At 65.3% G+C, this 20,852-nt stretch carries 26 protein-coding genes; 16 read left to right on the plus strand and 10 right to left on the minus strand.

Annotated elements, in window-relative coordinates; translation table 11 throughout:
• Nucleotides 1-5: 5 nt before the first annotated feature.
• Nucleotides 6-866, minus strand: coding sequence for a Ku protein (locus CK230_RS28275; protein WP_095820101.1), 861 nt, complete (start codon nucleotides 864-866; stop codon nucleotides 6-8).
• 102 nt (nucleotides 867-968) lie between these two features.
• Entirely contained in the window at nucleotides 969-1,475 is a 507-nt protein-coding gene (locus CK230_RS28280; RefSeq protein ID WP_095820102.1) for a ferritin-like domain-containing protein, read from the minus strand.
• A gap of 397 nt (nucleotides 1,476-1,872) precedes the next feature.
• On the opposite strand from CK230_RS28280, the gene CK230_RS28285 reads away from it, so the two are divergent.
• The 5 genes from CK230_RS28285 to CK230_RS28300 all read left to right on the plus strand — a co-directional run bounded on the left by CK230_RS28285 (nucleotide 1,873) and on the right by CK230_RS28300 (nucleotide 4,491).
• Complete coding sequence (locus tag CK230_RS28285) at nucleotides 1,873-2,019, plus strand: hypothetical protein (protein ID WP_095820103.1); 147 nt, start codon at nucleotides 1,873-1,875, stop codon at nucleotides 2,017-2,019.
• Nucleotides 2,020-2,021: 2 nt separating this feature from the next.
• A complete protein-coding gene (locus CK230_RS34055) occupies nucleotides 2,022-2,147 on the plus strand; it encodes a hypothetical protein (protein WP_280952574.1) in 126 nt (41 codons plus the stop codon).
• Nucleotides 2,148-2,256: 109 nt separating this feature from the next.
• The gene (locus CK230_RS28290; protein ID WP_095820104.1) at nucleotides 2,257-2,709 is read left to right on the plus strand and encodes a thiol-disulfide oxidoreductase DCC family protein; all 453 of its coding nucleotides are present in this window, start codon (nucleotides 2,257-2,259) and stop codon (nucleotides 2,707-2,709) included.
• Nucleotides 2,710-2,865: 156 nt separating this feature from the next.
• Nucleotides 2,866-3,237 (plus strand): YciI family protein, encoded by a 372-nt coding sequence (locus CK230_RS28295; RefSeq protein ID WP_095820178.1) that lies wholly within the window; start codon nucleotides 2,866-2,868, stop codon nucleotides 3,235-3,237.
• Nucleotides 3,238-3,243: 6 nt separating this feature from the next.
• On the plus strand, nucleotides 3,244-4,491 hold the full coding sequence (locus CK230_RS28300; RefSeq protein ID WP_095820105.1) for an RNA polymerase sigma factor: 1,248 nt from the start codon (nucleotides 3,244-3,246) through the stop codon (nucleotides 4,489-4,491).
• 216 nt (nucleotides 4,492-4,707) lie between these two features.
• On the opposite strand, the gene cysK is transcribed toward CK230_RS28300, so the two are convergent.
• The 5 genes from cysK to hrcA all read right to left on the minus strand — a co-directional run bounded on the left by cysK (nucleotide 4,708) and on the right by hrcA (nucleotide 9,530).
• Nucleotides 4,708-5,688 carry a cysteine synthase A gene (gene cysK, locus CK230_RS28310; protein ID WP_095820106.1) on the minus strand — a complete coding sequence of 327 codons (981 nt, stop codon included), beginning with the start codon at nucleotides 5,686-5,688 and terminating at the stop codon, nucleotides 4,708-4,710.
• Between the two features lie 190 nt (nucleotides 5,689-5,878).
• The gene (locus CK230_RS28315) at nucleotides 5,879-6,496 is read right to left on the minus strand and encodes a LysE family translocator (protein WP_095820107.1); all 618 of its coding nucleotides are present in this window, start codon (nucleotides 6,494-6,496) and stop codon (nucleotides 5,879-5,881) included.
• Between the two features lie 258 nt (nucleotides 6,497-6,754).
• Nucleotides 6,755-8,095 (minus strand): sorbosone dehydrogenase family protein, encoded by a 1,341-nt coding sequence (locus tag CK230_RS28320; RefSeq protein WP_095820108.1) that lies wholly within the window; start codon nucleotides 8,093-8,095, stop codon nucleotides 6,755-6,757.
• A 115-nt stretch (nucleotides 8,096-8,210) separates the two neighbouring features.
• Nucleotides 8,211-8,408, minus strand: a complete 198-nt coding sequence (locus CK230_RS28325) for a hypothetical protein (protein ID WP_095820109.1) — start codon at nucleotides 8,406-8,408, stop codon at nucleotides 8,211-8,213.
• A 24-nt stretch (nucleotides 8,409-8,432) separates the two neighbouring features.
• Nucleotides 8,433-9,530, minus strand: coding sequence for a heat-inducible transcriptional repressor HrcA (gene hrcA / locus CK230_RS28330; protein WP_095820110.1), 1,098 nt, complete (start codon nucleotides 9,528-9,530; stop codon nucleotides 8,433-8,435).
• A 170-nt stretch (nucleotides 9,531-9,700) separates the two neighbouring features.
• On the opposite strand from hrcA, the gene rph reads away from it, so the two are divergent.
• The 5 genes from rph (at nucleotide 9,701) to CK230_RS28360 (ending at nucleotide 13,184) form a co-directional block, all read left to right on the plus strand.
• Entirely contained in the window at nucleotides 9,701-10,417 is a 717-nt protein-coding gene (gene rph / locus CK230_RS28335) for a ribonuclease PH (protein WP_095820111.1), read from the plus strand.
• Between the two features lie 184 nt (nucleotides 10,418-10,601).
• The gene (locus CK230_RS28345) at nucleotides 10,602-11,012 is read left to right on the plus strand and encodes a VOC family protein (protein ID WP_095820113.1); all 411 of its coding nucleotides are present in this window, start codon (nucleotides 10,602-10,604) and stop codon (nucleotides 11,010-11,012) included.
• Nucleotides 11,012-11,689, plus strand: a complete 678-nt coding sequence (gene rdgB, locus CK230_RS28350) for an RdgB/HAM1 family non-canonical purine NTP pyrophosphatase (protein ID WP_095820114.1) — start codon at nucleotides 11,012-11,014, stop codon at nucleotides 11,687-11,689. The genes CK230_RS28345 and rdgB overlap by 1 nt, the downstream gene beginning before the upstream one ends.
• On the plus strand, nucleotides 11,686-12,858 hold the full coding sequence (hemW, locus tag CK230_RS28355) for a radical SAM family heme chaperone HemW (protein WP_176480258.1): 1,173 nt from the start codon (nucleotides 11,686-11,688) through the stop codon (nucleotides 12,856-12,858). Before rdgB ends, hemW begins: the two co-directional genes overlap by 4 nt.
• A gap of 5 nt (nucleotides 12,859-12,863) precedes the next feature.
• Nucleotides 12,864-13,184 (plus strand): low molecular weight protein tyrosine phosphatase family protein, encoded by a 321-nt coding sequence (locus CK230_RS28360; protein ID WP_095820115.1) that lies wholly within the window; start codon nucleotides 12,864-12,866, stop codon nucleotides 13,182-13,184.
• A gap of 205 nt (nucleotides 13,185-13,389) precedes the next feature.
• Here CK230_RS28360 and CK230_RS28365 read toward each other — a convergent pair whose 3' ends face one another.
• Nucleotides 13,390-13,578, minus strand: a complete 189-nt coding sequence (locus CK230_RS28365; protein ID WP_095820116.1) for a hypothetical protein — start codon at nucleotides 13,576-13,578, stop codon at nucleotides 13,390-13,392.
• A gap of 157 nt (nucleotides 13,579-13,735) precedes the next feature.
• On the opposite strand from CK230_RS28365, the gene rsmI reads away from it, so the two are divergent.
• Together rsmI and CK230_RS28375 are read left to right on the plus strand one after the other, a co-directional pair.
• Nucleotides 13,736-14,626 carry a 16S rRNA (cytidine(1402)-2'-O)-methyltransferase gene (gene rsmI, locus CK230_RS28370; protein ID WP_176480259.1) on the plus strand — a complete coding sequence of 297 codons (891 nt, stop codon included), beginning with the start codon at nucleotides 13,736-13,738 and terminating at the stop codon, nucleotides 14,624-14,626.
• 51 nt (nucleotides 14,627-14,677) lie between these two features.
• Nucleotides 14,678-15,055, plus strand: coding sequence for a YraN family protein (locus CK230_RS28375; RefSeq protein WP_095820118.1), 378 nt, complete (start codon nucleotides 14,678-14,680; stop codon nucleotides 15,053-15,055).
• A 237-nt stretch (nucleotides 15,056-15,292) separates the two neighbouring features.
• On the opposite strand, the gene CK230_RS28385 is transcribed toward CK230_RS28375, so the two are convergent.
• Nucleotides 15,293-16,099 carry an undecaprenyl-diphosphate phosphatase gene (locus tag CK230_RS28385; RefSeq protein ID WP_095820119.1) on the minus strand — a complete coding sequence of 269 codons (807 nt, stop codon included), beginning with the start codon at nucleotides 16,097-16,099 and terminating at the stop codon, nucleotides 15,293-15,295.
• Nucleotides 16,100-16,259: 160 nt separating this feature from the next.
• On the opposite strand from CK230_RS28385, the gene CK230_RS28390 reads away from it, so the two are divergent.
• The 4 genes from CK230_RS28390 (at nucleotide 16,260) to mepA (ending at nucleotide 20,161) form a co-directional block, all read left to right on the plus strand.
• Nucleotides 16,260-16,952 (plus strand): glutathione S-transferase family protein, encoded by a 693-nt coding sequence (locus CK230_RS28390; RefSeq protein WP_042645260.1) that lies wholly within the window; start codon nucleotides 16,260-16,262, stop codon nucleotides 16,950-16,952.
• Nucleotides 16,933-18,084 (plus strand): tRNA epoxyqueuosine(34) reductase QueG, encoded by a 1,152-nt coding sequence (gene queG, locus CK230_RS28395; RefSeq protein ID WP_095820120.1) that lies wholly within the window; start codon nucleotides 16,933-16,935, stop codon nucleotides 18,082-18,084. Before CK230_RS28390 ends, queG begins: the two co-directional genes overlap by 20 nt.
• A 12-nt stretch (nucleotides 18,085-18,096) precedes the next feature.
• Entirely contained in the window at nucleotides 18,097-18,999 is a 903-nt protein-coding gene (locus tag CK230_RS28400; RefSeq protein WP_095820121.1) for an SDR family oxidoreductase, read from the plus strand.
• Between the two features lie 79 nt (nucleotides 19,000-19,078).
• Nucleotides 19,079-20,161, plus strand: a complete 1,083-nt coding sequence (gene mepA / locus CK230_RS28405; RefSeq protein WP_095820122.1) for a penicillin-insensitive murein endopeptidase — start codon at nucleotides 19,079-19,081, stop codon at nucleotides 20,159-20,161.
• A 453-nt stretch (nucleotides 20,162-20,614) separates the two neighbouring features.
• Here the strand turns inward: mepA and CK230_RS28415 are convergent, their stop codons facing one another.
• Complete coding sequence (locus tag CK230_RS28415; RefSeq protein WP_141246129.1) at nucleotides 20,615-20,800, minus strand: hypothetical protein; 186 nt, start codon at nucleotides 20,798-20,800, stop codon at nucleotides 20,615-20,617.
• Between the last annotated feature and the right edge of the window lie 52 nt (nucleotides 20,801-20,852).

A 20,852-nucleotide genomic window follows, 5' to 3' on the forward strand; every position in this document is an offset into this window, starting at 1 on the left:
AGCTCCTATGCGGACTTTCGCTTCGGCGCGGCCTTGGCCTTCGCCCGTTTGGCCGGCGCTTTGGACGATGCCTTGCCGGCTTTGCCGTCATCCGCGTTGAGGCTCTTCTTCAGCGCGTCGAACAGGTTGACGACATTGGACGGTTTCGGCGATGCCTTGGGCTTTGGCGCCTTTCTCCCGGCCTTCTTGGAGCGGACCAGCTCGAGCAGCGATTCCTCGTACCGATCCCTGAACTTTGCAGGGTCGAACTTCGCCTTCTTCTTGTCGATGATATTCTCGGCCAGCCCGATCATCTCGCCGTCCAGCTTCGTCGACTGGATATCGGCGAAGACGCCGGACGCGTCGCGCACCGTGTCGCCATAGCGCAGCGTCGTCAGCAGCATGCCTTTGCCGAACGGCTCGATCATCGCCGGGCGCTCGCGCTGATAAAGCACGATGCGGGCGAGGCCTGCCATTTTCTTCTCCGCAAGCGCATCGCGAATGACGGCGAAGGCCTCCTGCGAGACCTTGTCTGCGGGCGAGACATAATAGGGCGTGTCGAGATAGACTTGGTCTATCGAGGCCTTATCGACAAAACCGTCGAGGTCGAGCGTGTGGGAGGACTCGATCTGGACAGCCTCGATATCCTCGTCCTCGATGCGGATGAATTCGTCCTTGCCGACCTCGAAGCCCCTGACCTCCTCATCCTCTTCCAGCGGCTTTTGGCTTTTCTGGTCGACATAGACACGACGGACCCTGTTGCCGGTCTTGCGGTTGAGGATGTGGAAGGACACCTTTTCGGCATGGGTGACGACGTTGCTCAATTCGATGGCGCAGGTGACCAGTGAAAGCTTGAGATAACCGCTCCAGGCGGGGCGCGGCGCCATGACAAACTCCTTGCAGCATCGAGACAAACCGAAACGGCCTGAGCGCCGCTTCGGTTCCCGGGAACGGGAAGGCCGACGCCATGTGCCGACCTTCCTGGCAGGCTACTCGGCGGCCTGCAGGTTGACCTTGCTCTCGGCGATCTCGGTGAGCTTGCGGTCGGTCGCCTCTTCTTCCTTGAGGTTCTTGGCGAGCACATTGGCGCAGTCGCTACGGCCGAGCTGCTTCGCCCAGGCGATCAGCGTGCCGTAGCGCGTTATCTCATAGTGCTCGACGGCCTGCGCCGAAGCGATCAGCGCCGCATCGAGGACTTCCTTGTCGTCGACATCGCCGCTCACCTCGTCGGCCTCTGCGAGGATGCCGTCGATGGCCGGGCAATTGACCGTCTTGGCCTTGACGCCGTGCAGCTCGAACACCTGCTCGACCCGCTCGATGTGCCCCTTGGTCTGGGTGAGATGCTTCTCGAAGCCCGCCTTCAATTGCGGATCGGTCGCCTTGTCGATCATCTTCGGCAGCGATTTCTCGATCTGCTTTTCGGCATAATAGATGTCGCGCAGCGTGTGGATGAAGAGATCGTCCAGCGTCTTGATGTCTTTCGAAAAGAAGCCCATGGCGGTTGCCTTTCCATGTTTCGCGTTGTGGGAAGGTTGCGCGGCGGACAGCCGTCAACATGGCCGGGTTCATCCCGGCCTTGCGGTGTCAACGTCGTCTTCCGTGACAGGTTCCTGCCGGGCCTGTTCCGCGAAAGGAAATTTCCGGGCGCCACCTGGAGACGAAACAGAAGCCCTGCCAAGCGACATCCGAACGAAACATATGTGGTGCAAAAGTCACACGGCTCGGAAACGCGACGAAAGGCACCGAAACACCGCGAATCAGCCGCAATCCGGCCACGATGCAACGAGTTTCGGACCAGAAATTAACATCACGTTCACCGACTATTCACGCCTCGACGCTATGCTCTCGAACAAATCGGACGGGACATCCGAAAGCGGGACAGGGACAGGTAAAATGAACTTCTGGAATCACATCTCCGGCTACGCCGCCGCCATTCGCGAATTCGTCGCGCCGACCTATCGGCCGGAGCGCTACTACATGCGCGGCCCCGGTCCGGCCTGCGCGCGCCGCGGCAACTCGCTGGGCGTGAGCGCGAACTGATCATGACCCGCGTACGCGCCCATCACAGCCGCATCTGCCGGCCGGCCACCGACCAGCGCGCCACCACCTATCGCGCCGAGCGCCTTGTGCTCGCCGCCAACTGGCGTGCGACAACGCCGCGACTTTGACGCCGCCGCCGGCTGGCTTAATGTCTCCCTAGTTTGACGCAATTCCCGACGGAAAACCGCTCACACTTTTCCTGGAATTGCTTTAGGGACACAAGCAGCCGGGGCCGCCATGACCGACCTGCCCGAACCGAACCGTCCCGCCTCTCCAAGCCAGGCCTATGATACACGCTACCCGCTGATCGTCTTCGACGGCGTCTGTGTGTTCTGCTCGGGCTTCGTCCAGCTTGTCCTGAAACTCGACCGGGAAAAACGCTTCCGCTTCGCCACGGCGCAGTCGCCGCTCGGCGAGGCGCTGTTTCGCCGGCACGGGCTGCCGACCGACGATTACGACAGCAACCTCGCCATCATCGACGGCGCAGCCTTCACCAAGCTCGACAGTTTCGTCGCCGTCATGACCGCGCTCGGCTGGCCCTGGCGCGCCGCGAAGGCGCTGCTCATCCTGCCGCGGCCGCTGCGCGACTGGCTCTACGACCGCGTCGCCAGGAACCGCTACGCGCTGTTCGGCCGCAAGGACAGTTGCGATATTCCGTCGGCCGAACTGAGGCAGCGGCTGATCGGCTAAGGAGTTGAGAGGAACGAACAAGCGCAGAGTGAATGGCCTACTTTGCATGCACCGCGACAGGTAGCAAAAAATTTCGGGCGCCTGTCGAAATCGGTCGATGCCGCACGACATAGGTCGGCACGCAATGACGCGGCCTTCAAGAAACGGGAGAAGACCATGCGATACATGCTTTTGATCTACAATGACGAAGCCGCGATGGCGAATGCTCCGACAGAGCGGACCCAACAGGTGCTCGCCGCCTATGGTGCCTATACCGAGGCGCTGAAGAAATCCGGCGCTTATATCGCCGGCGAGCGGCTGCGCCCGACCCAGGCGGCCACCTCGGTGCGGCTCGCCGGGGGCAAGACCAACGTGCTCGACGGCCCCTATGCCGACACCAAGGAGCAATTGGCAGGTTTCTACATGATCGAGGCGGCCGACATCGACACGGCCATCGAATGGGGCGCGCGCTGTCCCGCGTCCTCCACCGGCACGGTCGAGGTGCGGCCGATCTGGGAAATGGCAGAGTACGTCGCCGCCGCCGAGTGACCCGCGATGGACGACCGCTCGGAGATCGCGCGGGCGGCGGCGGAGGCGGCCGCCCGGCGCAGCTACGGCAAGCTGGTCGCCTGGCTGGCGGCGCGCACGCGCGATGTCGCCGGCGCCGAGGATGCGCTGGCCGATGCCTTCGCCGCCGCACTGGAGCGCTGGCCGCGGACAGGCGTGCCGGCGCAGCCGGAAGCCTGGCTGCTTGCGGTGGCGCGCCGGCGCGACGTCGACGCCGTGCGGCGGCGGCTGACCGGCGAGGCGGCGCGCGATCACCTGCAGCTGATCGCCGAGGAGATGGAGGCGCGCATGCTCGGCGAGGAGCTGCCCGACGACCGGTTGCGGCTGATGTTCGCCTGCGCCCATCCGGCGATCGAGGCCAGCGTGCGCGCGCCGCTGATCCTGCAGACGATCCTGGGTTTCGACGCCGCGACGATCGCCTCGGCCTTCCTGGTTTCGCCGGCGACGATGGGCCAGCGACTGGTGCGGGCCAAGGCGCGCATCCGCGAGACCGGGATCCCGTTCCGCGTGCCGGAGCAGGCGGAACTGGGCGAGCGGCTGGGCACGGTGCTCGAAGCCATCTACGCTACCTTCGCCGAGGGCTGGTCGGATGCGACCGGTACCGACAGCCGGCGGCGCAACCTCGCTGGCGAAGGCATCTGGCTCGGACGGCTGGTCGCCTCGCTGATGCCGGACGAGCCGGAGGCGCTCGGACTGCTGGCGCTGATGCTGTTCGCCGAGGCGCGCCGCTCGGCGAGGCGCGGGCCGGGTGGAGACTTCGTGCCTTTGGCCGAGCAGGATATCGCGCTCTGGGACGACAGCCTGATCGACGAGGCGGAAGCCCTGCTGGCGGGCGCCGCGCAAAGGGGCATCATCGGCCGCTACCAGCTGGAAGCCGCCGTGCAGTCCGCCCACACCGCGCGCCGGCGCGGCGGCGGCACCGACTGGGCGGCCATCCGCCAGCTTTACGACGCGCTGCTGTCCATAGCCGGTTCACCGGTGGTGGCGATCAACCGCGCGGTGGCGATCGCCGAAACCGAGGGCGCTACGGCCGGGCTGGCGGCGCTCTATGTGCTGGGCGAGGATAAGCGGCTGCAGGACTACCAGCCCTATTGGGCCGCGCGCGCCGGGCTCTTGGCCAGGCTCGGTAATATCAGGCAGGCGGCGCAGGCCTACGACCAGGCGATCGGCCTCGAGCGCGACCCGGCGCTGCGCCGCTTCCTGCAGGGCGAGAAGGCGAAGCTTGTCGGGGGTTAGGCAAACTGTTGAGGCTGGAGGGACAGCGCCCCCCTCTGTCCTGCCGGACATCTCCCCCACGAGGGGGGAGATTGGCCGCCACGCCGGCTTTCGCCAATCTCCGACGTTGTAAAATCGAACCAGGCGCCGAAGCTGCTAATCTCCCCCCTCGTGGGGGAGATGTCCGGCAGGACAGAGGGGGGCGCGAAGGATCTCGGCGCTCGGGCGTTTGGGCGCCTAAGCCCCCAGCCCGTCGAACAGGATAGTCGACAGATAGCGCTCGGCGAAGGAGGGGATGACGACGACGAGGTTCTTGCCCTTGTTCTCCGGCCGCGAGCCGACGACGATGGCCGCCTGCAACGCCGCGCCCGACGAAATGCCGACCGGCACGCCTTCGAGGCGCGCGACGAGACGGGCATTGGCGACCGAATCCTCGTTCGAGACGCGCACGATCTCGTCATAGATGGAGGTGTCGAGGATTTTCGGCGCGAAGCCGGCGCCGATGCCCTGGATCTTGTGCGGGCCGGGCTGGCCGCCGGACAGAACCGGGGAGGCCTCCGGCTCGACCGCCACGACATGCACCGAAGGCTTGCGCTTCTTCAGCACCTGGCCGACGCCCGTGATGGTGCCGCCGGTGCCGATGCCGGCAACGAAGATATCGACCTCGCCATTGGTGTCGTTCCAGATCTCCTCGGCCGTGGTGCGGCGGTGGATCTCGGGATTGGCCGGATTCTCGAATTGCTGCGGGATGATGGCGTTGGGCAGCGTGGCGGCAAGCTCATCGGCCTTGGCGATGGCGCCCTTCATGCCTTTCGGCCCTTCGGTCAGCACCAGCTCGGCGCCGAGCAGCGCAAGCATCTTGCGGCGCTCGACCGACATGGTCTCCGGCATGGTGAGGATCAGCTTGTAGCCCTTGGCGGCGGCGGCGAAGGCGAGCGCGATGCCGGTGTTGCCGGAGGTCGGCTCGATCAGCGTGGTCTTGCCGGGCGCAATCTTGCCGGCCTCCTCGAGCGCCTCGATCATGGCGACGCCGATGCGGTCCTTGACGGAGGCGATGGGGTTGAAGAATTCGAGCTTGGCCATGAGGTTGGCGACGATGCCCTTCTCCTTCGCGAACTTGTCCAGCCTGACCAGCGGCGTGTCGCCAATCGTCTCCGTGATCGAATTGAAGACGCGGCCGCGGCCGGGCACGCGCGCGGAGGTGACGGGCTTGTTCATTTGGTTCGCTCCCAGGGCAATGGCATAGGCAAAACAGAATAGGGCTTTCAGCCGCGCAAGATAGGCCGGCGTTTGAAAATATCCGAGTGGGGCGGTTGCTGAAAAGCGCGCCGCAGCGGAAATGCATTTTCCGCGGTCAGCGGTTTCAGGAATGGTTTGGCTGAAATCGGGGAGCGGCTGACATTGGAGCCTATTGCCGCGCAGCAATGGCCGCGGCCGCGCCCATCATGAAGCCGGCGGCTGTGCGGTTCAGCACCTTCAGCGCACGCGGCGATTTCAGGAACCAGCGCACCTTGGCGGCCAGCGCCAGATAAGGCACCAGCACCAAGAACAGCACCGCCACGGTTAGCATCGCCAGGATGGCGTAGTCGGAGAGCGTGATCGTCTTCAGGTCGACGATGGTCGGCGTGATGGCGAGATAGAAGATCATCGTCTTGGGATTGCCGAGCGTCACCGTCAGCCCGGCGATGAAGCTCGACACCAGCCCGCCCTTGGCCTTCCGCGCCTCGACGGTCTCGGGCGAGATGCCGCTGGTCCAGAAGCGCCAGGCGAGGAAGGCGAGATAGGCGACGCCGGCCCATTTGATGGCGAGGAAGACCATGCCGAAGGTCTGAGCGACGAAGGCCAGGCCCAGCACCACGGCGGTGAGATAGGTGAGGTCGCCGAGCATCAGGCCGAACGACATGGCGAGCGAGGAACGGAACCCGGAGCCGAGCGCGCGGGCGACCAGCGCCGTTACGCCGGGGCCGGGAATGGCGGCAGCGACGCCGAGCGCGGCGCTGTAAGCGAGGAATCCGGTGAGTGTCATGGTTGCAGTCCCGAGATAGGGACGCGCTTGTCGCACGAAATCGAACGGAAATGAATTCGCTATCGGGCAATTCGTTTGCGCCAGCCCCCTCATCCGGCCGCTGCGCGGCCACCTTCTCCCCGAGGGGAGAAGAGATTGCGTCGGCGCCGACCGCTCCTCTCCCCCCGGGGAGAGGTCGGATTGCCCCGAATTGCCCTTAGCAATTCGGTTGGCAATCCGGGTGAGGGGGACCTGCGCGCGAGGGCGAACGGGTACCGGCTACCCGCCGTAAGTAATGCGCCAAATCGTGCCGTTGCCATCCTCGGTGAGGATCAGCGCGCCGTCCTTGGCCACGGCGACGCCGACCGGCCGGCCCCAGACCGCGTCGTCGGCGATGACGAAGCCGGTGGCGAAGTCGTCATATTCGCCGGTCGGCTTGCCGTCCTTGAATCTCAGCCGCACCACCTTGTAGCCGGTGCGGACATTACGGTTCCAGGAGCCATGCAAAGTTACGAAGGCGTCACCTTTGTAGTCGGCCGGGAAATTGCCGCCGTCGTAAAAGGCGATGTTGAGCGGCGCCGAATGCGCCTGGATCAGCACGTCGGGCATCGTGACCTTGCCGGCGAGGTCGGGGCGCGTGCCTTTATGGCGCGGGTCCTCATTGTCGCCGATGTAATACCAGGGCCAGCCGTAGAAGGCGCCGTCCTTGACGGCGGTGGCGTATTCGAAGGGGACATTGTCGCCAAGCTCGTCGCGCTCGTTGACGACGCACCAGAGCGCGCCTGTCGCCGGCTGCACCGTCATGCCGGAGCAGTTGCGCAGGCCGGTGGCGAGCGTCCTGCGGTTCTTGCCGTCGGGATCGAAGGCGAGCACGTCGGCACGGCCTTCCTCCAGGCCCCAGGCGGCACCCAGCGGCTGCGATTTCGCCCAGTCTTCGAGGCCGCCCTTCGGCCTTGCGCCCATATCCTCGGCGATGTTGGAGCCGGAGCCGACCGACAGATAGAGCGTCTTGCCATCGGGCGAGAAGGCAATGTCGCGCGTCCAGTGATGGCTGGCGGGGATCTTGGCGACGATGGTTTCCGGCTTGCCGGACGCTTCGAGGTCGCCGTCGCGATAGGGGAAGCGCACGATGCTGTTGCTGTTGGCGACATAGACCCATTGCGGCTTGTCGCCTGGCGGATAGAAGGCGATGCCGTAGGGTCGCGTCAGGCCCTTGGCGAAGATTGACGTCTCGGCGGGCTTGGCGCTGCCTTGCGCCAGACGATAGACGCGGACCTGGTTCGCCCGGCTGTCGGCAACGAAGAGGTCGCCATTCGGCGCCACGCGCACCACACGCGGACTGTCGATGCCCGATGCGACCAGCTCGGCGGAAAAGCCGGGCGGAAGCTGTAGCTTCGCGCCGTCGGGACGATCAGTGACGCCGCCGCCATTCGAGGCGGACTCCGTCACATAGGGCTTCGGCATATCCTGAGGCTTCAGCAGCCGGCGCACGCCAGGACGGTCGGCCTTCCAGTCGCCAAAGGCCTTTTCGCCGCTGAGCAAGGGCTGATCGGCCTGCTGCGCAAAGGCACCCGTGGCACAAACCAGCGCGAGGCCCGCAAGGCCGGCGATCCGCATCATGCTGTCCTCCGTCACCTGTCGACGCGCCCAGATTGATCGGACGCCCGCAGACAGGAGATATTGGGCAACCGTCCCAAAAAAGAAGCTTGCGCAAGCGGATTGACGGAGCGCCGGGTCAGGCTTCTTCCGCATCCAGATCGTCATCGAGGCGCTTTTCCAGCTCGACGAGATCGGCCGGCAAGGGCAGGCCCATGGCGCGGAGTTCCCGCAATTTCTCGCGCAGCTGCTCCTGGATCTCGTGATCGTCCTCGGGCTGGTTGATCATTTCCTGAAGCAGGAGGTCGATCTGGGCCTTGATTGCTTCCAGCGCCATTTTTCTTGCCCTCCTTCCAGTATGCTATCTGAGCATGCGCGAAATCAGCTGCGCCGTATAGTCGACCATCGGCACGATGCGGGCGTAGTTCAGCCGCGTCGGCCCGATGACGCCAAGCGCGCCGATGACACGAGCGTCCTTGTCGCGATAGGGCGCGACGACCAGCGATGAGCCGGATAGCGAAAACAGCTTGTTCTCCGAGCCGATGAAGATGCGCACGCCCGGCCCTTCCTCGGCGAGGTCGAGAAGCTGCAGCAGCCCGTCCTGAGTCTCCAGGTCCTCGAACAGATGGCGCAGCAGTTCGAGGTCGGCCTGGGCGGTGACATTTTCCAGGAGGTTGGCGCGGCCGCGCACGATGAGACGCGCCGGCAGGCCGCTTTCGGCGCCCGCCCAGACCGCCAGGCCTTTCTCGACAAGATCCTGCGACAGCGTGTCGAGGGCGGATTTGGTCTCGTCCTTGATGCGGGCGATCTCGGCGCGCGCCTCGGCCAAAGTGCGGCCCCTGATATGGGCGTTGAGGAAATTGGATGCCTCGTGCAGTTGCGACACGGTGGTGCCTGCGGGCAGGTCGACGACGCGGTTCTCGACATCGCCATTCTGCGACACCAGCACGGCAAGCGCCTTGGTGGGCTCGAGCTGGATGAACTCGATATGCTTCAGCGCGACCTCGTTCTTGGAGGCGAGCACGAGGCCGGCGCCGCGCGACATGCCGGACAGCATCTGGCTGGCCTCGGTCAGCATATGCTCCAGCGTCGCGCCCGAGCTCGAGGCGCGCACCTGCGCCTCGATGATGCGGCGCTCGTCGTCGGAAAGGTCGCCGAGCTCCATGAAGGCGTCGACGAAGAAGCGCAGGCCCGTCTGGGTCGGGAGCCGCCCGGCGGAGATGTGCGGCGCGTAGATCAGGCCCAGATGCTCAAGGTCGCTCATCACGTTGCGGATGGTGGCTGGCGACAGCGAGGAGGGCAGGATGCGCGACAGGCTGCGCGAGCCGACCGGCTCGCCGTCGCGCAGATAGGAATCGACAATCCGCCGGAAAATATCGCGCGAGCGCATGTCGAGTGACTGAAGTACCGGCGACTGAAGCCCGGGTGACTGCGACGTCGGATCGACTGGTTTGTTCATTCCGGCGAGAAACCTCCTGCCGAAAAGATATAGACTTAAGCCACCCCCGCGCAACCCAGTGCCGCGTTTGCGGTCACCGCCTCGTTTTGCTGCCCCTTTTCCTTTGCGACTTGCCGCGCATGCGTCTACAAGCCGGCCAAGATTCCGAAAACGACAAGAAAGCAGGCCGAATGCGCCCCTCCAAACGCCAAGCCGATGAAATGCGCGCCATCTCCTTCGAGCGCGGCGTGTCCAAGCACGCCGAAGGCTCTTGCCTGGTGAAGTTCGGCGACACGCATGTCTTGTGCACGGCCAGCCTTGAGGAAAAAGTGCCGGCCTGGATGCGCAATTCCGCCAAGGGCTGGGTGACGGCCGAATACGGCATGCTGCCGCGCTCGACCGGCGAGCGCATGCGGCGCGAGGCCTCCGCCGGCAAGCAGGGCGGCCGCACGCTGGAGATCCAGCGGCTGATCGGCCGTTCGCTGCGCGCCGTGGTCGACCTGCAGGCGCTGGGCGAACAGCAGATCACCGTCGACTGCGACGTGATCCAGGCCGATGGCGGCACCCGCACCGCCTCGATCACCGGCGGCTGGGTGGCACTTTACGACTGCCTGCGCTGGATGGAAGCGCGCCAGATGGTCAGCGTCGCCAAGGTGCTGAAGGACCATGTCGCGGCGATCTCCTGCGGCATCCATGACGGCCAGCCGGTCATCGATCTCGACTACCTCGAGGATTCCTCGGCCGGCACCGACGCCAATTTCGTCATGACCGGCAAGGGCGGCATCGTCGAGATCCAGGGCACGGCCGAGGGTGAGCCTTTCTCCGAGGAGCAGTTCGCAGCGCTGATGGGCCTGGCCAAGAAGGGGATTTCACGGCTGGTGAGCCTGCAGCAGATGGCGGTGGCGTAGGGTTTCCAATGCCGAGCCTAGGCCCCCCTCTCTGGCCTGCCGGCCATCTCCCCCTCAAGGGGGGAGATTGGATGTCACGGCGGCTTTCGCCAATCGCCAACGTCGCAAGATGTGCGGCGACGTCGACGCTGCCAATCTCCCCCCTTGAGGGGGAGATGCCCGGTAGGGCAGAGAGGGGGGCCTCGTGACTCCCTCTGCGATTTTGGAATCAGCTCTCTATGTCACCGATTTGGCTGAAGTCGAAACCTTCTACCGCGACATCATCGGCCTCGAACCCGTGGGCAAGGTCGAAGGCCGCCACGTCTTCTTCCGCTGCGGCGACGGCGTGCTGCTTCTCTTCAACGCGGAAGCCACCAAAATCCCGCCGGCGTCTGACGCCAGCCTGAAAGTGCCGCCGCATGGCACGGCCGGCGAGGGGCATCTCTGCTTTGCGGCTACCGCAGACGAGATCGCCAAATGGCGCGACCATCTCGCCGCGAACAACATCGCCATCGAAAGCGATTTCGAATGGCCGCAGGGCGGGCATTCGATCTATATCCGCGATCCGTCGGGCAATTCGATCGAGTTCGCCGAGCCAAGGATCTGGGGTTTTTGATGCATTCGCTGAACGGAAAGAAGATCGTCGTCGCCAGCCATAATGCCGGCAAGCTGCGCGAATTCGCCGACCTGATGGCGCCGTTCGGCTTCGAGGCGAAATCGGCCAAGGAATACGGCCTGCCCGAGCCGGACGAGACCGGCACGACCTTCGAGGAGAACGCCTACATCAAGGCCTTCGCGGCGGCCAAGGCGACCGGCCTGCCAGCGCTGTCGGACGATTCCGGGCTCTGCGTCGACGCGCTCGGCGGGGCGCCTGGCGTCTACACCGCCAACTGGGCTGAAAAGCCGGACGGGTCACGCGATTTCGGCATGGCCATGCAGAAGACGGAAACGGCGTTGCAGGAAGTCCGCGCGACCGAGCCCGCCCAGCGCACCGGCCGATTCGTCGCCGTCATTTGTCTCGCCTTCCCGGACGGCGAGGCGGAGTATTATCGCGGCGAAGCGGAAGGCACGCTGGTATGGCCGCCGCGCGGCACGCTGGGCTTCGGCTACGATCCGGTGTTTTTGCCCAACGGTTTCGACAAGACCTTTGGCGAGATGAGCGCGGAACAAAAACATGGCTGGAAGCCCGGCCAGGCGACGGCGCTTTCGCACCGCGCCCGCGCCTTCCAGAAATTCGCGCAAGCGCGATTGGATTTGGCCAGATTGGATCTGGCGCGATCAGGACCCTTATGAGCGCAGTGACCATACCGCTCGACCGCAGCCCCGGCTTCGGGGTCTATATCCACTGGCCGTTCTGCGCGGCCAAGTGCCCTTACTGCGACTTCAACAGCCATGTCCGCCATCAACCGGTCGACCAGGAGCGTTTTGCCCGCGCCTTCGAGACGGAGCTTGCGACCATGCGCGCCCGCACCGGGCCGCGCGAGGTGACCAGCATTTTTCTCGGCGGCGGCACGCCGTCACTGATGAAGCCGGAAACGGTGGGCGCCGTGCTGGAGGCGGTGGCGAAGAACTGGACGGTGCCGGCCGGCATCGAGGTGACGCTGGAGGCCAACCCGTCCTCGGTCGAGGCCGAGCGTTTCCGCGGCTATCGCGCCGCCGGCGTCAATCGCGTCTCGCTCGGCGTGCAGGCGCTGAACGACAAGGACCTGCGCTTCCTCGGCCGGCTGCACAATGTCGAGGAAGCCTTGCACGCCATCGGCCTCGCCCGCGAGATTTTTCCGCGGCTGTCCTTCGACCTGATCTATGCGCGGCCCGGCCAGACGCCCGAGGCGTGGGGAGCGGAGCTGGAGCAGGCGATCGGCTATGCGGTCGACCATCTGTCGCTCTACCAACTCACCATCGAGGAGGGCACGCCCTTCCATGCGCTTTACGCGGCGAAGAAATTCACGCTGCCCGACAACGACCACGCCGCCGACCTCTACGCGCTGACGCAGGAGGTGACGGCGGCGCATGGACTGCCGGCCTACGAGACTTCCAACCACGCCCGGCCGGGGGCCGAAAGCCGGCACAACCTGACCTATTGGCGCTATGGCGAATATGCCGGCGTCGGCCCGGGCGCGCATGGCCGCTTCGTCGAGAACGGCCGCCGCACGGTGACGATAGCGGAAAGAATGCCGGAGACCTGGCTCAACCTGGTCGAGGCCAAGGGCCATGGCATCACCGGCGGGGAAGTCCTGACGCGCGCGGAAGAAGCCGACGAGTTCCTGCTGATGGGACTGAGGCTCGCCGAAGGCATCGACTTGCAGCGCTACGAGGCGCTGTCAGGGCGCGGCCTTTCGACCGCGCGGCTTTCCGTGCTGCAGGAAGAAGGGCTGGTGGCGCCGGTCGGCAATGCAAGGCTGCGCGCCACGACCGCCGGCATGATCGTGCTGGATGCGGTGGTGGCGGATCTGGCGCGGTAGCCTTCTTGAAGAACGTCCTCTTCGTCTGCAGCCAGAACCGCCTTCGCAGTCCGACCGCCGAGCAGGTGTTTTCCAGGCGCCGAGACATCGAGGTGGAATCGGCCGGTACCAATCATGACGCCGACAACCCGCTGACGCATGAGCTGGTCGCCTGGGCGGACATCATCTTTGTCATGGAAAAGGCGCATCGCGCCAAGCTGCAGAAGAAATTCCGGTCGAGCCTGAAGGGCGCCAGAGTGATCTGCCTCGATATCCCGGACGACTACGACTTCATGGACCCGGAGCTGGTGCGGCTGCTGGAAGCGAAGGTCGGCAGATACCTTTGAAGATAGCGCGCTGCTAGCGCGTTCGTCATTCTCGGGCTTGACCCGGGAATCCATGCCGTGACCTATGCGACGGGTGCGGCGGTGCAGAATTCTGCACCGTTGGTGGCGCTTCGATGTAACGGCATGGATTCCAGGGTCTGCGCGCGTCGCTTCGCTCCTTGCTCCGCCCTGGAATGACGAAGCGCGGGATCGCGAACGGTGCTGGTTAAGCGTCGTGCTTCTGACGGTGTTTGCCGCGGGTCTTCTCGCCATGCGCCTCACCGTGGCGGACCTGCTTCTGGTCGGCCTTGTCGCGGCGTGCGCCGTGCTGCTCGGCGATGGGGTGTGGAGGGATGCCCTCGCGGGCGGTCTTGCTTTCAAGTCGGCTGATGAAAATGTCGAAGCGATTGGGCATCGTTCGGTCCTGCCTCCTCCCGGGGAATCAGGGGTTAAATTCGCCGTCGTCGGTTTCGTTCCGCACTGTGGCAAAGGCATGGCGATTTCGTTAACCCGACCTCACGTTTTGCAACAGGCCGTCAGCCATGCCAAACAGGGTGAACGGAGGGTTATCCTTGACCGGCGACAGAAGCAGCTACTTGATCGGAACGACCGAGATCGCGGCACGGCCGCTCCAGCCGGCGCTTTATCTGGTGGCGACGCCCATCGGCAATCTGGCCGACATCACGCTGCGCGCGCTGGAGACGCTGGCCGCCGCCGACATCGTCGCCTGCGAGGACACGCGCGTGTCGCGCGTGTTGCTCGAACGCTACGGCATCCGCCGCCGTACCACCGCCTATCACGAGCACAATGCGCAGGACGCTGGGCCGAAGCTGATCGAGGCGCTGGCGGCCGGGCAGAGCGTGGCGCTGATCTCCGACGCCGGCACGCCGCTGGTCTCCGATCCCGGCTACCGGCTGGTCGGCGAGGCGCTTGAGCAGGGCATCCGCGTGGTGCCGATCCCGGGGCCCTCGGCCGCGCTCGCGGCGCTGACGGCTTCCGGCCTGCCATCCGATGCTTTCCTGTTCGCGGGCTTCCTGCCGGTGAAGACCGGGCAGCGACTCACCAAGCTCGAAACCTTCAAGGCGGTGCCGGCAACGCTGATCTTCTTCGAATCGCCGCGCCGGCTGGCGGAGACGCTTGCCGCCATGGTCGAGGCGCTGGGCGGCGCACGGCAAGCCGCGATCGGCCGCGAGCTGACCAAGACCTTCGAGGAGATGCGCACCGGAACGCTGGCCGATCTGGCCGACCATTATGCGGCGGCCGATACGCCGAAGGGCGAGATCGTCATCTGCGTCGGTCCGGCGGAGGTGACGAAGGACCAGCCGGCGGACATCGACCGGTTGCTGTTGTCGCTCGCCACGGAAATGCCGGCGTCCAAGGCGGCGGCGGAAGCGGCGAAGATGACCGGCGGGCAGAAGCAGGCGCTTTACCGGCGATTGCTGGAGCTGAAGGACGGACCATGATCCCAAAAAGTGGAAGCCGGTTTTTGGATAAGATCATGGTCAAGCAAAAAGATGGCTGAGCGTACTTTAGGCCATCGCCGAAAAGCCTATCGGCGCGGCCACCGCGGCGAGTGGCTGGCGGCGCTGGCGCTGATGCTGAAAGGCTACCGCATCCTTGCCCGCCGCCATCGCACCAGGCTCGGCGAGATCGACCTGATCGCCCGGCGCGGCGACCTCGTGCTGTTCGTCGAGGTCAAGGCGCGGCGCACGCTGATCGAGGCAATGGAAGCGATCGCCCATGAATCGGAGCGCCGCATCGAGGGCGCCGCGGATATCTGGCTGTCGCGCCAGCCCGACTATGGCAGGCTTTCGATGCGCTTCGACATGGTGGCGGTGCTGCCCTGGCGCTGGCCGGTGCATGTCGAGAACGCGTTTTATGGACGGAATTGAGCGGGCCTCCCTCAGCCGACCCTTACGAATGTCGGCGGGACAGCACCCCCCCTCTGTCCTGCCGGACATCTCCCCCGCAAGTGGGGAGATTGGCAGCTTAGGCGCCGCGCCCTTCATAGAAGTCGACAATTGGCGAAAGCCGCGGCGACATCTGATCTCCCCCCTTGCGGGGGAGATGGCCGGCAGGCCAGAGGGGGGTTGGCGGGAACTCGACGAATGGTGCGGGCAAAGCCCGCCTCACCCCCAAACCATCAGCGCCGCCAGCCCCGCAATACCCACCACGAGCCGCCACCAGCCGAACAGCGCGTAGCCTTTGCGCGAGACGTAATCGAGCAGGAAACGCACCACGATGAGCGCGGCGACGAAGGCGGCGATAAAGCCGACGGCGATGATCGGCAGGTCCGCCGCGGTCAGCACGTTGCGGTTCTTGAAGAGGTCGAAGGCGAAGGCGCCGACCATGGTGGGCATGGCGAGGAAGAAGGAGAATTCCGCCGCCGCGCGCTTGTCGACGCCCATCAGCAGCGCGCCGACGATGGTCGAGCCGGAGCGCGAGGTTCCGGGGATCAGCGACAGGCACTGGAACAGGCCGATCTTCAAATAAACGCTCAACGGAAAGCGCTCGACGTCGTGATGCACCGGCTTGAAGTTGATGCGGTCGACGACGAGCAGCACCACGCCGCCGATGACCAGCATAATGCAGATCAGCCTGGGCGATTCGAACAGGATGGTCTTGATGAAATCATGCGCCAGCGCGCCGATGACCGCTGCCGGAAGGAAGGCGATGAGGATGCCGATGACGAAATGCCGGGTCTGCGGGTCGCTGGGGAGCTTGATCAGCATCTGCCAGAGCTTGCTGAAATAGACGCTGAGGATGGCCAGGATCGCGCCGAGCTGGATCAGGATCTCAAAAGCCTTGCCGGTGGAGTGGAAGCCGAGGAAATGGCCGGCAAGCAGGATGTGGCCGGTCGAGGACACAGGGATGAACTCGGTCAGGCCCTCCAGCAGCCCGAGCAGCAGCGCTTCGACGATGGTCTGGCTTTCCATGGCAACCTCAGGATTTCGGGGACAGCTGGGGACAACGGCTTGCTTGTCACGGCGCGGAAGTCCCCCTATAGGTCGCAACACCGTGACGGCCGCATGATGGGCCGCCAAGACTTACCGGCGCTGACACCGATTCGCCAGTGCGCCCTATCATCGCGGAACCATGCTGACGCTTTTCCATCATCCCATGTTCGCCACCTGCCGGTTCGTGCGCCTCGCCTTCGGCGAGTATGGCGAGGAGCTGGCGCTGATCGAGGAAAAGCCGTGGACCAGGCGCAAGGAGTTTCTGGCGCTGAACCCGGCCGGCACGCTGCCGATCCTTTTGGCCGAAGGCGACGTGCCGATCGTCGGCGCCATGGTGATCGCCGAATATCTCGACGAGACGCGCGGCGTCTTGAAGCGCGACAAGCGGCTGTTCGCCGAGGACCCGATGCAGCGCGCGGAAATCCGCCGGCTGACCGACTGGTACCTGGCCAAGGCCGAAAGCGAAGTCACCCGCCATCTGGTGCGCGAGCGCGTGCTGAAGCCGGTGATGCCGGAAACCGCCGGCGGGGGCTCGCCCGATTCGGCGGCGATCCGCGCCGCGCGCGCCAACATCCGCCAGCACATGAAATACACCAATTGGCTCGCGGGCACGCGCCATTGGCTGGCCGGCAACAAGGTGACCTATGCCGACCTCGCCGCCGCAGCGACGCTTTCGGTGCTCGACTATCTCGGCGAGATCGACTGGCGCGAACACAGCGCCGCGCGCGAATGGTACACGCGGGTGAAATCGCGGCCGTCGTTCCGGCCGCTGCTCTCCGACCGGGTGCGCGGCCTGTCGCCGGTGTCGCATTATGCGGACCTCGACTTCTGAAAACTTACGCGCGCTGATCGAGGCGGAGGCGCGCCGCGCCGGCTTCGAGGCGGTTGCCGTGACCCGGCCGGACGCGATCCCGCAGGCGCCGGCAAGACTTGCCGAATTCGTCGCCGACGGTTTCCACGGCTCGATGGACTGGATCGTCGAGACCCTTCAGCGCCGCGCCGAGCCCTCGACGCTGTGGCCAGAGGTCCGCTCGATCATCGTGCTGGCGATGAATTACGGCCCGGATCATGACCCGCGCGATATCCTCACAAGACCCGACCGCGGCGCGATCTCGGTCTATGCGCAGAACCGCGATTATCATGACGTGATGAAGGGCCGACTGAAGGAGATCGCCGGCAAGATCGTGGCCAAGGCCGGCGGCGACGTTAAGGTGTTCGTCGATACCGCCCCTGTCATGGAAAAGCCGCTGGCGGAGGCGGCCGGGCTCGGTTGGCAGGGCAAGCACACCAACCTGGTCAGCCGCGCGCATGGCTCGTGGTTGTTCCTCGGCACGATCTTCACCACGGCGGAGCTCGAGCCGGACGAGGCCGAGATCGACCATTGCGGCTCCTGCCGCGCCTGCCTCGACGTCTGCCCGACCGATGCCTTTCCGGCGCCCTACCGGCTCGACGCGCGCCGCTGCATCTCTTATCTCACCATCGAGAACAAGGGGCCGATCCCGCGCGAATTCCGCGAAAAGATCGGCAACCGCATCTATGGCTGCGACGATTGCCTGGCCGCCTGCCCGTGGAACAAGTTCGCCAGCGCGGCATCCCAGGCGAAGCTTGCCGCGCGCGAGGATTTGCGCGAGCCAAAGCTGTCGGAACTGCTCGCCCTCGACGACACGGCGTTCCGCTCGTTTTTCTCGGGGTCGCCGGTCAAACGCATCGGCCGCGACCGTTTTGTTCGCAACGTGCTGATCGCCGCCGGCAATTCGGGCGACTTCTCGCTAACGCCCACTGTGCGTGGCCTGCTTGGCGATGCCTCGCCGCTGGTGCGGGGTGCGGCGATCTGGGCCCTGTCGCGGCTGCTGTCCGACCGCGAATTTGGCAAGCTTGCCGCCACCGCCTCGAAGACCGAGACCGATGCGGCGGTCCGTGAGGAGTGGCTGGCGGTGCTGGCAAAACCGGCGAAGGCCGATTGAAGGAGTTCATCGATGGGCGAAAGACGCTTCTTCATCTTCGGCGCCGGCTATTCCGGCCAGGCTTTCGCGCGGGCCAATCAGCACCACGCGCCGGTCTCCGGCACGACCCGGGCGCCTGAAAAGTTCGAGGCGCTGCGATCGGCCGGCATCGAGCCGCTGCAATTCGACGGCGCGCTGTCGCTAGAGCTCGGCGAGGCGCTCGCCGGGACCTCGCATCTCATCGTCTCGGTCGCTCCCGACGAGGCCGGCGATGCGGTGCTCAACGCCGCCGGCGATGCGCTGCGGGAAAAGATGCCGGCGCTGGAGTGGATCGCCTATCTCTCAACCGTCGGCGTCTATGGCGACCATGGCGGCGCCTGGGTGGACGAGACCAGCGACTGCCGCCCCGTGTCGAAGCGCTCGGTCATGCGGGTGGCGGCCGAACAGGAATGGCTGAGGCTTGGCCGCGAGACCGGAAAGCCGGTGGCGGTGCTGCGGCTTTCCGGAATCTATGGGCCCGGCCGCAACGCGCTCGCCAATCTCGAGGAGGGCACCGCAAGGCGGCTGGTCAAGCCGGGACAGGTGTTCAACCGCATCCATTGCGACGACATCGCCGGCGCGCTCTGGCACCTCGCCGAGAACAATCTCGGCGGGATCTTCAACGTCACCGACGACGAGCCGGCGCCGCCGCAGGACGTCGTGGCTTACGCCGCTGGGCTGATGGGCGTCGAGCCGCCGCCCGAAATTCCCTTCGAGACCGCCCAACTTTCGCCCATGGCGCGGTCTTTCTATGGCGAGAACAAGCGGGTCGCCAACAAGGCGATCAAGGCGGCCGGCTATCGCTTCCGGTTCCCGAACTACCGGGTGGCGCTGGAGCGGATGTGGGCCGAGGGCAACTGGCGGGATGGAGCGCCGCGCAGCCCGATGAGGCGCTGAAGATCGATGCGGGACGCGCGGCGTGGTATGGTGGCCTGACCGTGCCGCAAACGGGTAGACTGGAGAGGGATCCGGCCTGATGAATTTGCGATCGCTGCCCGACAGGAAGCCGTTCCTGACCGCCGCGCTGGCGCTGGTGACCTTGGCTGCGCTGGCGGCGGCCGCGATCTCGGCCGAACCGCGGGCCAAGGACCTGTTCGGCGCCAAGAAACTGCCGGCGGTGGTGCCCGCGCAATCCTTCGGTTTCTATTCCAAGGGCTGCTTCGCCGGCGGCGTCGCCCTGCCCATGGACGGGCCGACCTGGGAAGTGATGCGCCCCTCGCGCAACCGCCGCTGGGGCCATCCGGCCATGATCGCGCTGATCGAGAAACTCGCGCGCGACGCGGCAGCCGACGGCTGGCCAGGGCTTCTGGTCGGCGACGTCTCGCAGCCGCGCGGCGGACCGATGATGACCGGCCACGCCTCGCATCAGATCGGGCTCGACGCCGACATCTGGCTGACGCCGATGCCGAAGCGGCCGCTGACCATGGCGCAGCGCGAGAATATGAGCGCCACGCTGATGGTCGACGAAAAAACGCATCTGGTGAAGGACGCGCTGTGGACGCCGGCGCACACAAGGCTGCTCAAGCGCGCCGCGAGCTATCCGGAAGTCGAGCGCATCCTGGTCAATCCCGGCATCAAGAAGAAGCTGTGCGACACGGTCAGCGGCGACCGGTCCTGGCTGCGCAAGATCCGCCCGTTCTGGGGCCACGACTATCATTTCCATATGCGCATCGGCTGCCAGCCGGGCTCGCCCGGTTGCAAGGGGCAGGAGGCGACGCCCGCGGATGACGGCTGCGGCAAGCCGCTGGCCTGGTGGTTCACCGAGGAGCCGTGGCGGCCCAACAAGAACCCCGATGCGCCCAAGGCCCGCGACCTGATGACGATGGCCAATCTGCCGAAAGAGTGCCAGGCGGTGCTCGCCGCGACGGATGCGCCGTCGTTGGCGGCCGTGACCTACCAGGGTGGCAGCGCCACAGCGGTCGCCGTGGCCGAACCGGAGCCGACCGAGCCGGCGGAGACGATCTCCACCGGCAACGCAGCGATGCCGGCGGCGGCGAGCGCTTTCGCGCCGACGCCCAAGATCGGCATTCCGCTGCCAAGGCCGAGACCGGGGAACTGACTCCGAAGCTGGGGAATGTGTCCGTTTGAATCAAAACCTTAGAGAGTAGCGGGATTTCCTAGCCTGTCCCACGCTTCCAGATACTGAGGAAGCGCATAGGATTTTGGCTGTAGCCAATAAGATACCGTGCCAATCTCATTCATTCCGCGATGAGCAGCTGCTCTCACCTCGTCTTTCGTGAGGACGTAGCAGGTAGGGGCTGCGGTGTTCGCGTTGATCGTTACAACCCACCAATCCGAGCGAAGGGTATCCAGTGAACTACCCAGCGGCACGGGAGCCCTCTTCGACAATGCCTTTGACTGAATGGGGAGGACGCGGCTCTCGTCGTCGCTTGCGGCATAAAGGTCTGCGCCACGCGCGTTGCGTACAGTGGGCATGACATGCCAACCGCGTCGCGACAGTTCCCGCGCCACGTGGTACAGACCGGCGTTGCCAGTCAGCTGGTGCCGCATTTTAGCTGGGGTACTCCAACACGATGATGTAGCCGGACGGCTGCCTGAATTCGCCATCCTCTGTTCGGATGTCTCGTTCCGGTTGCCAGATCACGTTGATGATCCGGCTTCCCTCTTCGCCCAGACTGTGGAGCAACGTCTTCAGCCGCTCAACGTCGTCAGGACATGTCGCGACGGCATATGACATGATATCCCCCTTGCTTTTGGTAAGCATATAGGAGTTCGAAGCGCCGCGCGAC

Source organism: Mesorhizobium sp. WSM3859 (assembly GCF_002295065.1).
In the GTDB taxonomy this organism is placed as follows: Bacteria; Pseudomonadota; Alphaproteobacteria; order Rhizobiales; family Rhizobiaceae; genus Mesorhizobium.

What these genes read in the sequence shown, in the direction of transcription:
- mepA (WP_095820122.1), top strand. Translation starts at nt 19,079, where the DNA reads ATGAATTTGCGATCGCTGCCCGACAGGAAGCCGTTCCTGACCGCCGCG.
- CK230_RS34055 (WP_280952574.1), top strand. Translation starts at nt 2,022, where the DNA reads ATGACCCGCGTACGCGCCCATCACAGCCGCATCTGCCGGCCGGCCACC.
- rdgB (WP_095820114.1), top strand. Translation starts at nt 11,012, where the DNA reads ATGCATTCGCTGAACGGAAAGAAGATCGTCGTCGCCAGCCATAATGCC.
- queG (WP_095820120.1), top strand. Translation starts at nt 16,933, where the DNA reads ATGCGGACCTCGACTTCTGAAAACTTACGCGCGCTGATCGAGGCGGAG.
- CK230_RS28415 (WP_141246129.1), bottom strand. Translation starts at nt 20,800, where the DNA reads ATGTCATATGCCGTCGCGACATGTCCTGACGACGTTGAGCGGCTGAAG.
- CK230_RS28390 (WP_042645260.1), top strand. Translation starts at nt 16,260, where the DNA reads ATGCTGACGCTTTTCCATCATCCCATGTTCGCCACCTGCCGGTTCGTG.
- rph (WP_095820111.1), top strand. Translation starts at nt 9,701, where the DNA reads ATGCGCCCCTCCAAACGCCAAGCCGATGAAATGCGCGCCATCTCCTTC.
- cysK (WP_095820106.1), bottom strand. Translation starts at nt 5,688, where the DNA reads ATGAACAAGCCCGTCACCTCCGCGCGCGTGCCCGGCCGCGGCCGCGTC.
- CK230_RS28365 (WP_095820116.1), bottom strand. Translation starts at nt 13,578, where the DNA reads ATGCCCAATCGCTTCGACATTTTCATCAGCCGACTTGAAAGCAAGACC.
- CK230_RS28275 (WP_095820101.1), bottom strand. Translation starts at nt 866, where the DNA reads ATGGCGCCGCGCCCCGCCTGGAGCGGTTATCTCAAGCTTTCACTGGTC.
- CK230_RS28315 (WP_095820107.1), bottom strand. Translation starts at nt 6,496, where the DNA reads ATGACACTCACCGGATTCCTCGCTTACAGCGCCGCGCTCGGCGTCGCT.
- CK230_RS28375 (WP_095820118.1), top strand. Translation starts at nt 14,678, where the DNA reads ATGGCTGAGCGTACTTTAGGCCATCGCCGAAAAGCCTATCGGCGCGGC.
- CK230_RS28320 (WP_095820108.1), bottom strand. Translation starts at nt 8,095, where the DNA reads ATGATGCGGATCGCCGGCCTTGCGGGCCTCGCGCTGGTTTGTGCCACG.
- CK230_RS28385 (WP_095820119.1), bottom strand. Translation starts at nt 16,099, where the DNA reads ATGGAAAGCCAGACCATCGTCGAAGCGCTGCTGCTCGGGCTGCTGGAG.
- CK230_RS28300 (WP_095820105.1), top strand. Translation starts at nt 3,244, where the DNA reads ATGGACGACCGCTCGGAGATCGCGCGGGCGGCGGCGGAGGCGGCCGCC.
- hrcA (WP_095820110.1), bottom strand. Translation starts at nt 9,530, where the DNA reads ATGAACAAACCAGTCGATCCGACGTCGCAGTCACCCGGGCTTCAGTCG.
- CK230_RS28285 (WP_095820103.1), top strand. Translation starts at nt 1,873, where the DNA reads ATGAACTTCTGGAATCACATCTCCGGCTACGCCGCCGCCATTCGCGAA.
- CK230_RS28290 (WP_095820104.1), top strand. Translation starts at nt 2,257, where the DNA reads ATGACCGACCTGCCCGAACCGAACCGTCCCGCCTCTCCAAGCCAGGCC.
- CK230_RS28400 (WP_095820121.1), top strand. Translation starts at nt 18,097, where the DNA reads ATGGGCGAAAGACGCTTCTTCATCTTCGGCGCCGGCTATTCCGGCCAG.
- CK230_RS28280 (WP_095820102.1), bottom strand. Translation starts at nt 1,475, where the DNA reads ATGGGCTTCTTTTCGAAAGACATCAAGACGCTGGACGATCTCTTCATC.
- hemW (WP_176480258.1), top strand. Translation starts at nt 11,686, where the DNA reads ATGAGCGCAGTGACCATACCGCTCGACCGCAGCCCCGGCTTCGGGGTC.
- CK230_RS28325 (WP_095820109.1), bottom strand. Translation starts at nt 8,408, where the DNA reads ATGGCGCTGGAAGCAATCAAGGCCCAGATCGACCTCCTGCTTCAGGAA.
- CK230_RS28295 (WP_095820178.1), top strand. Translation starts at nt 2,866, where the DNA reads ATGCGATACATGCTTTTGATCTACAATGACGAAGCCGCGATGGCGAAT.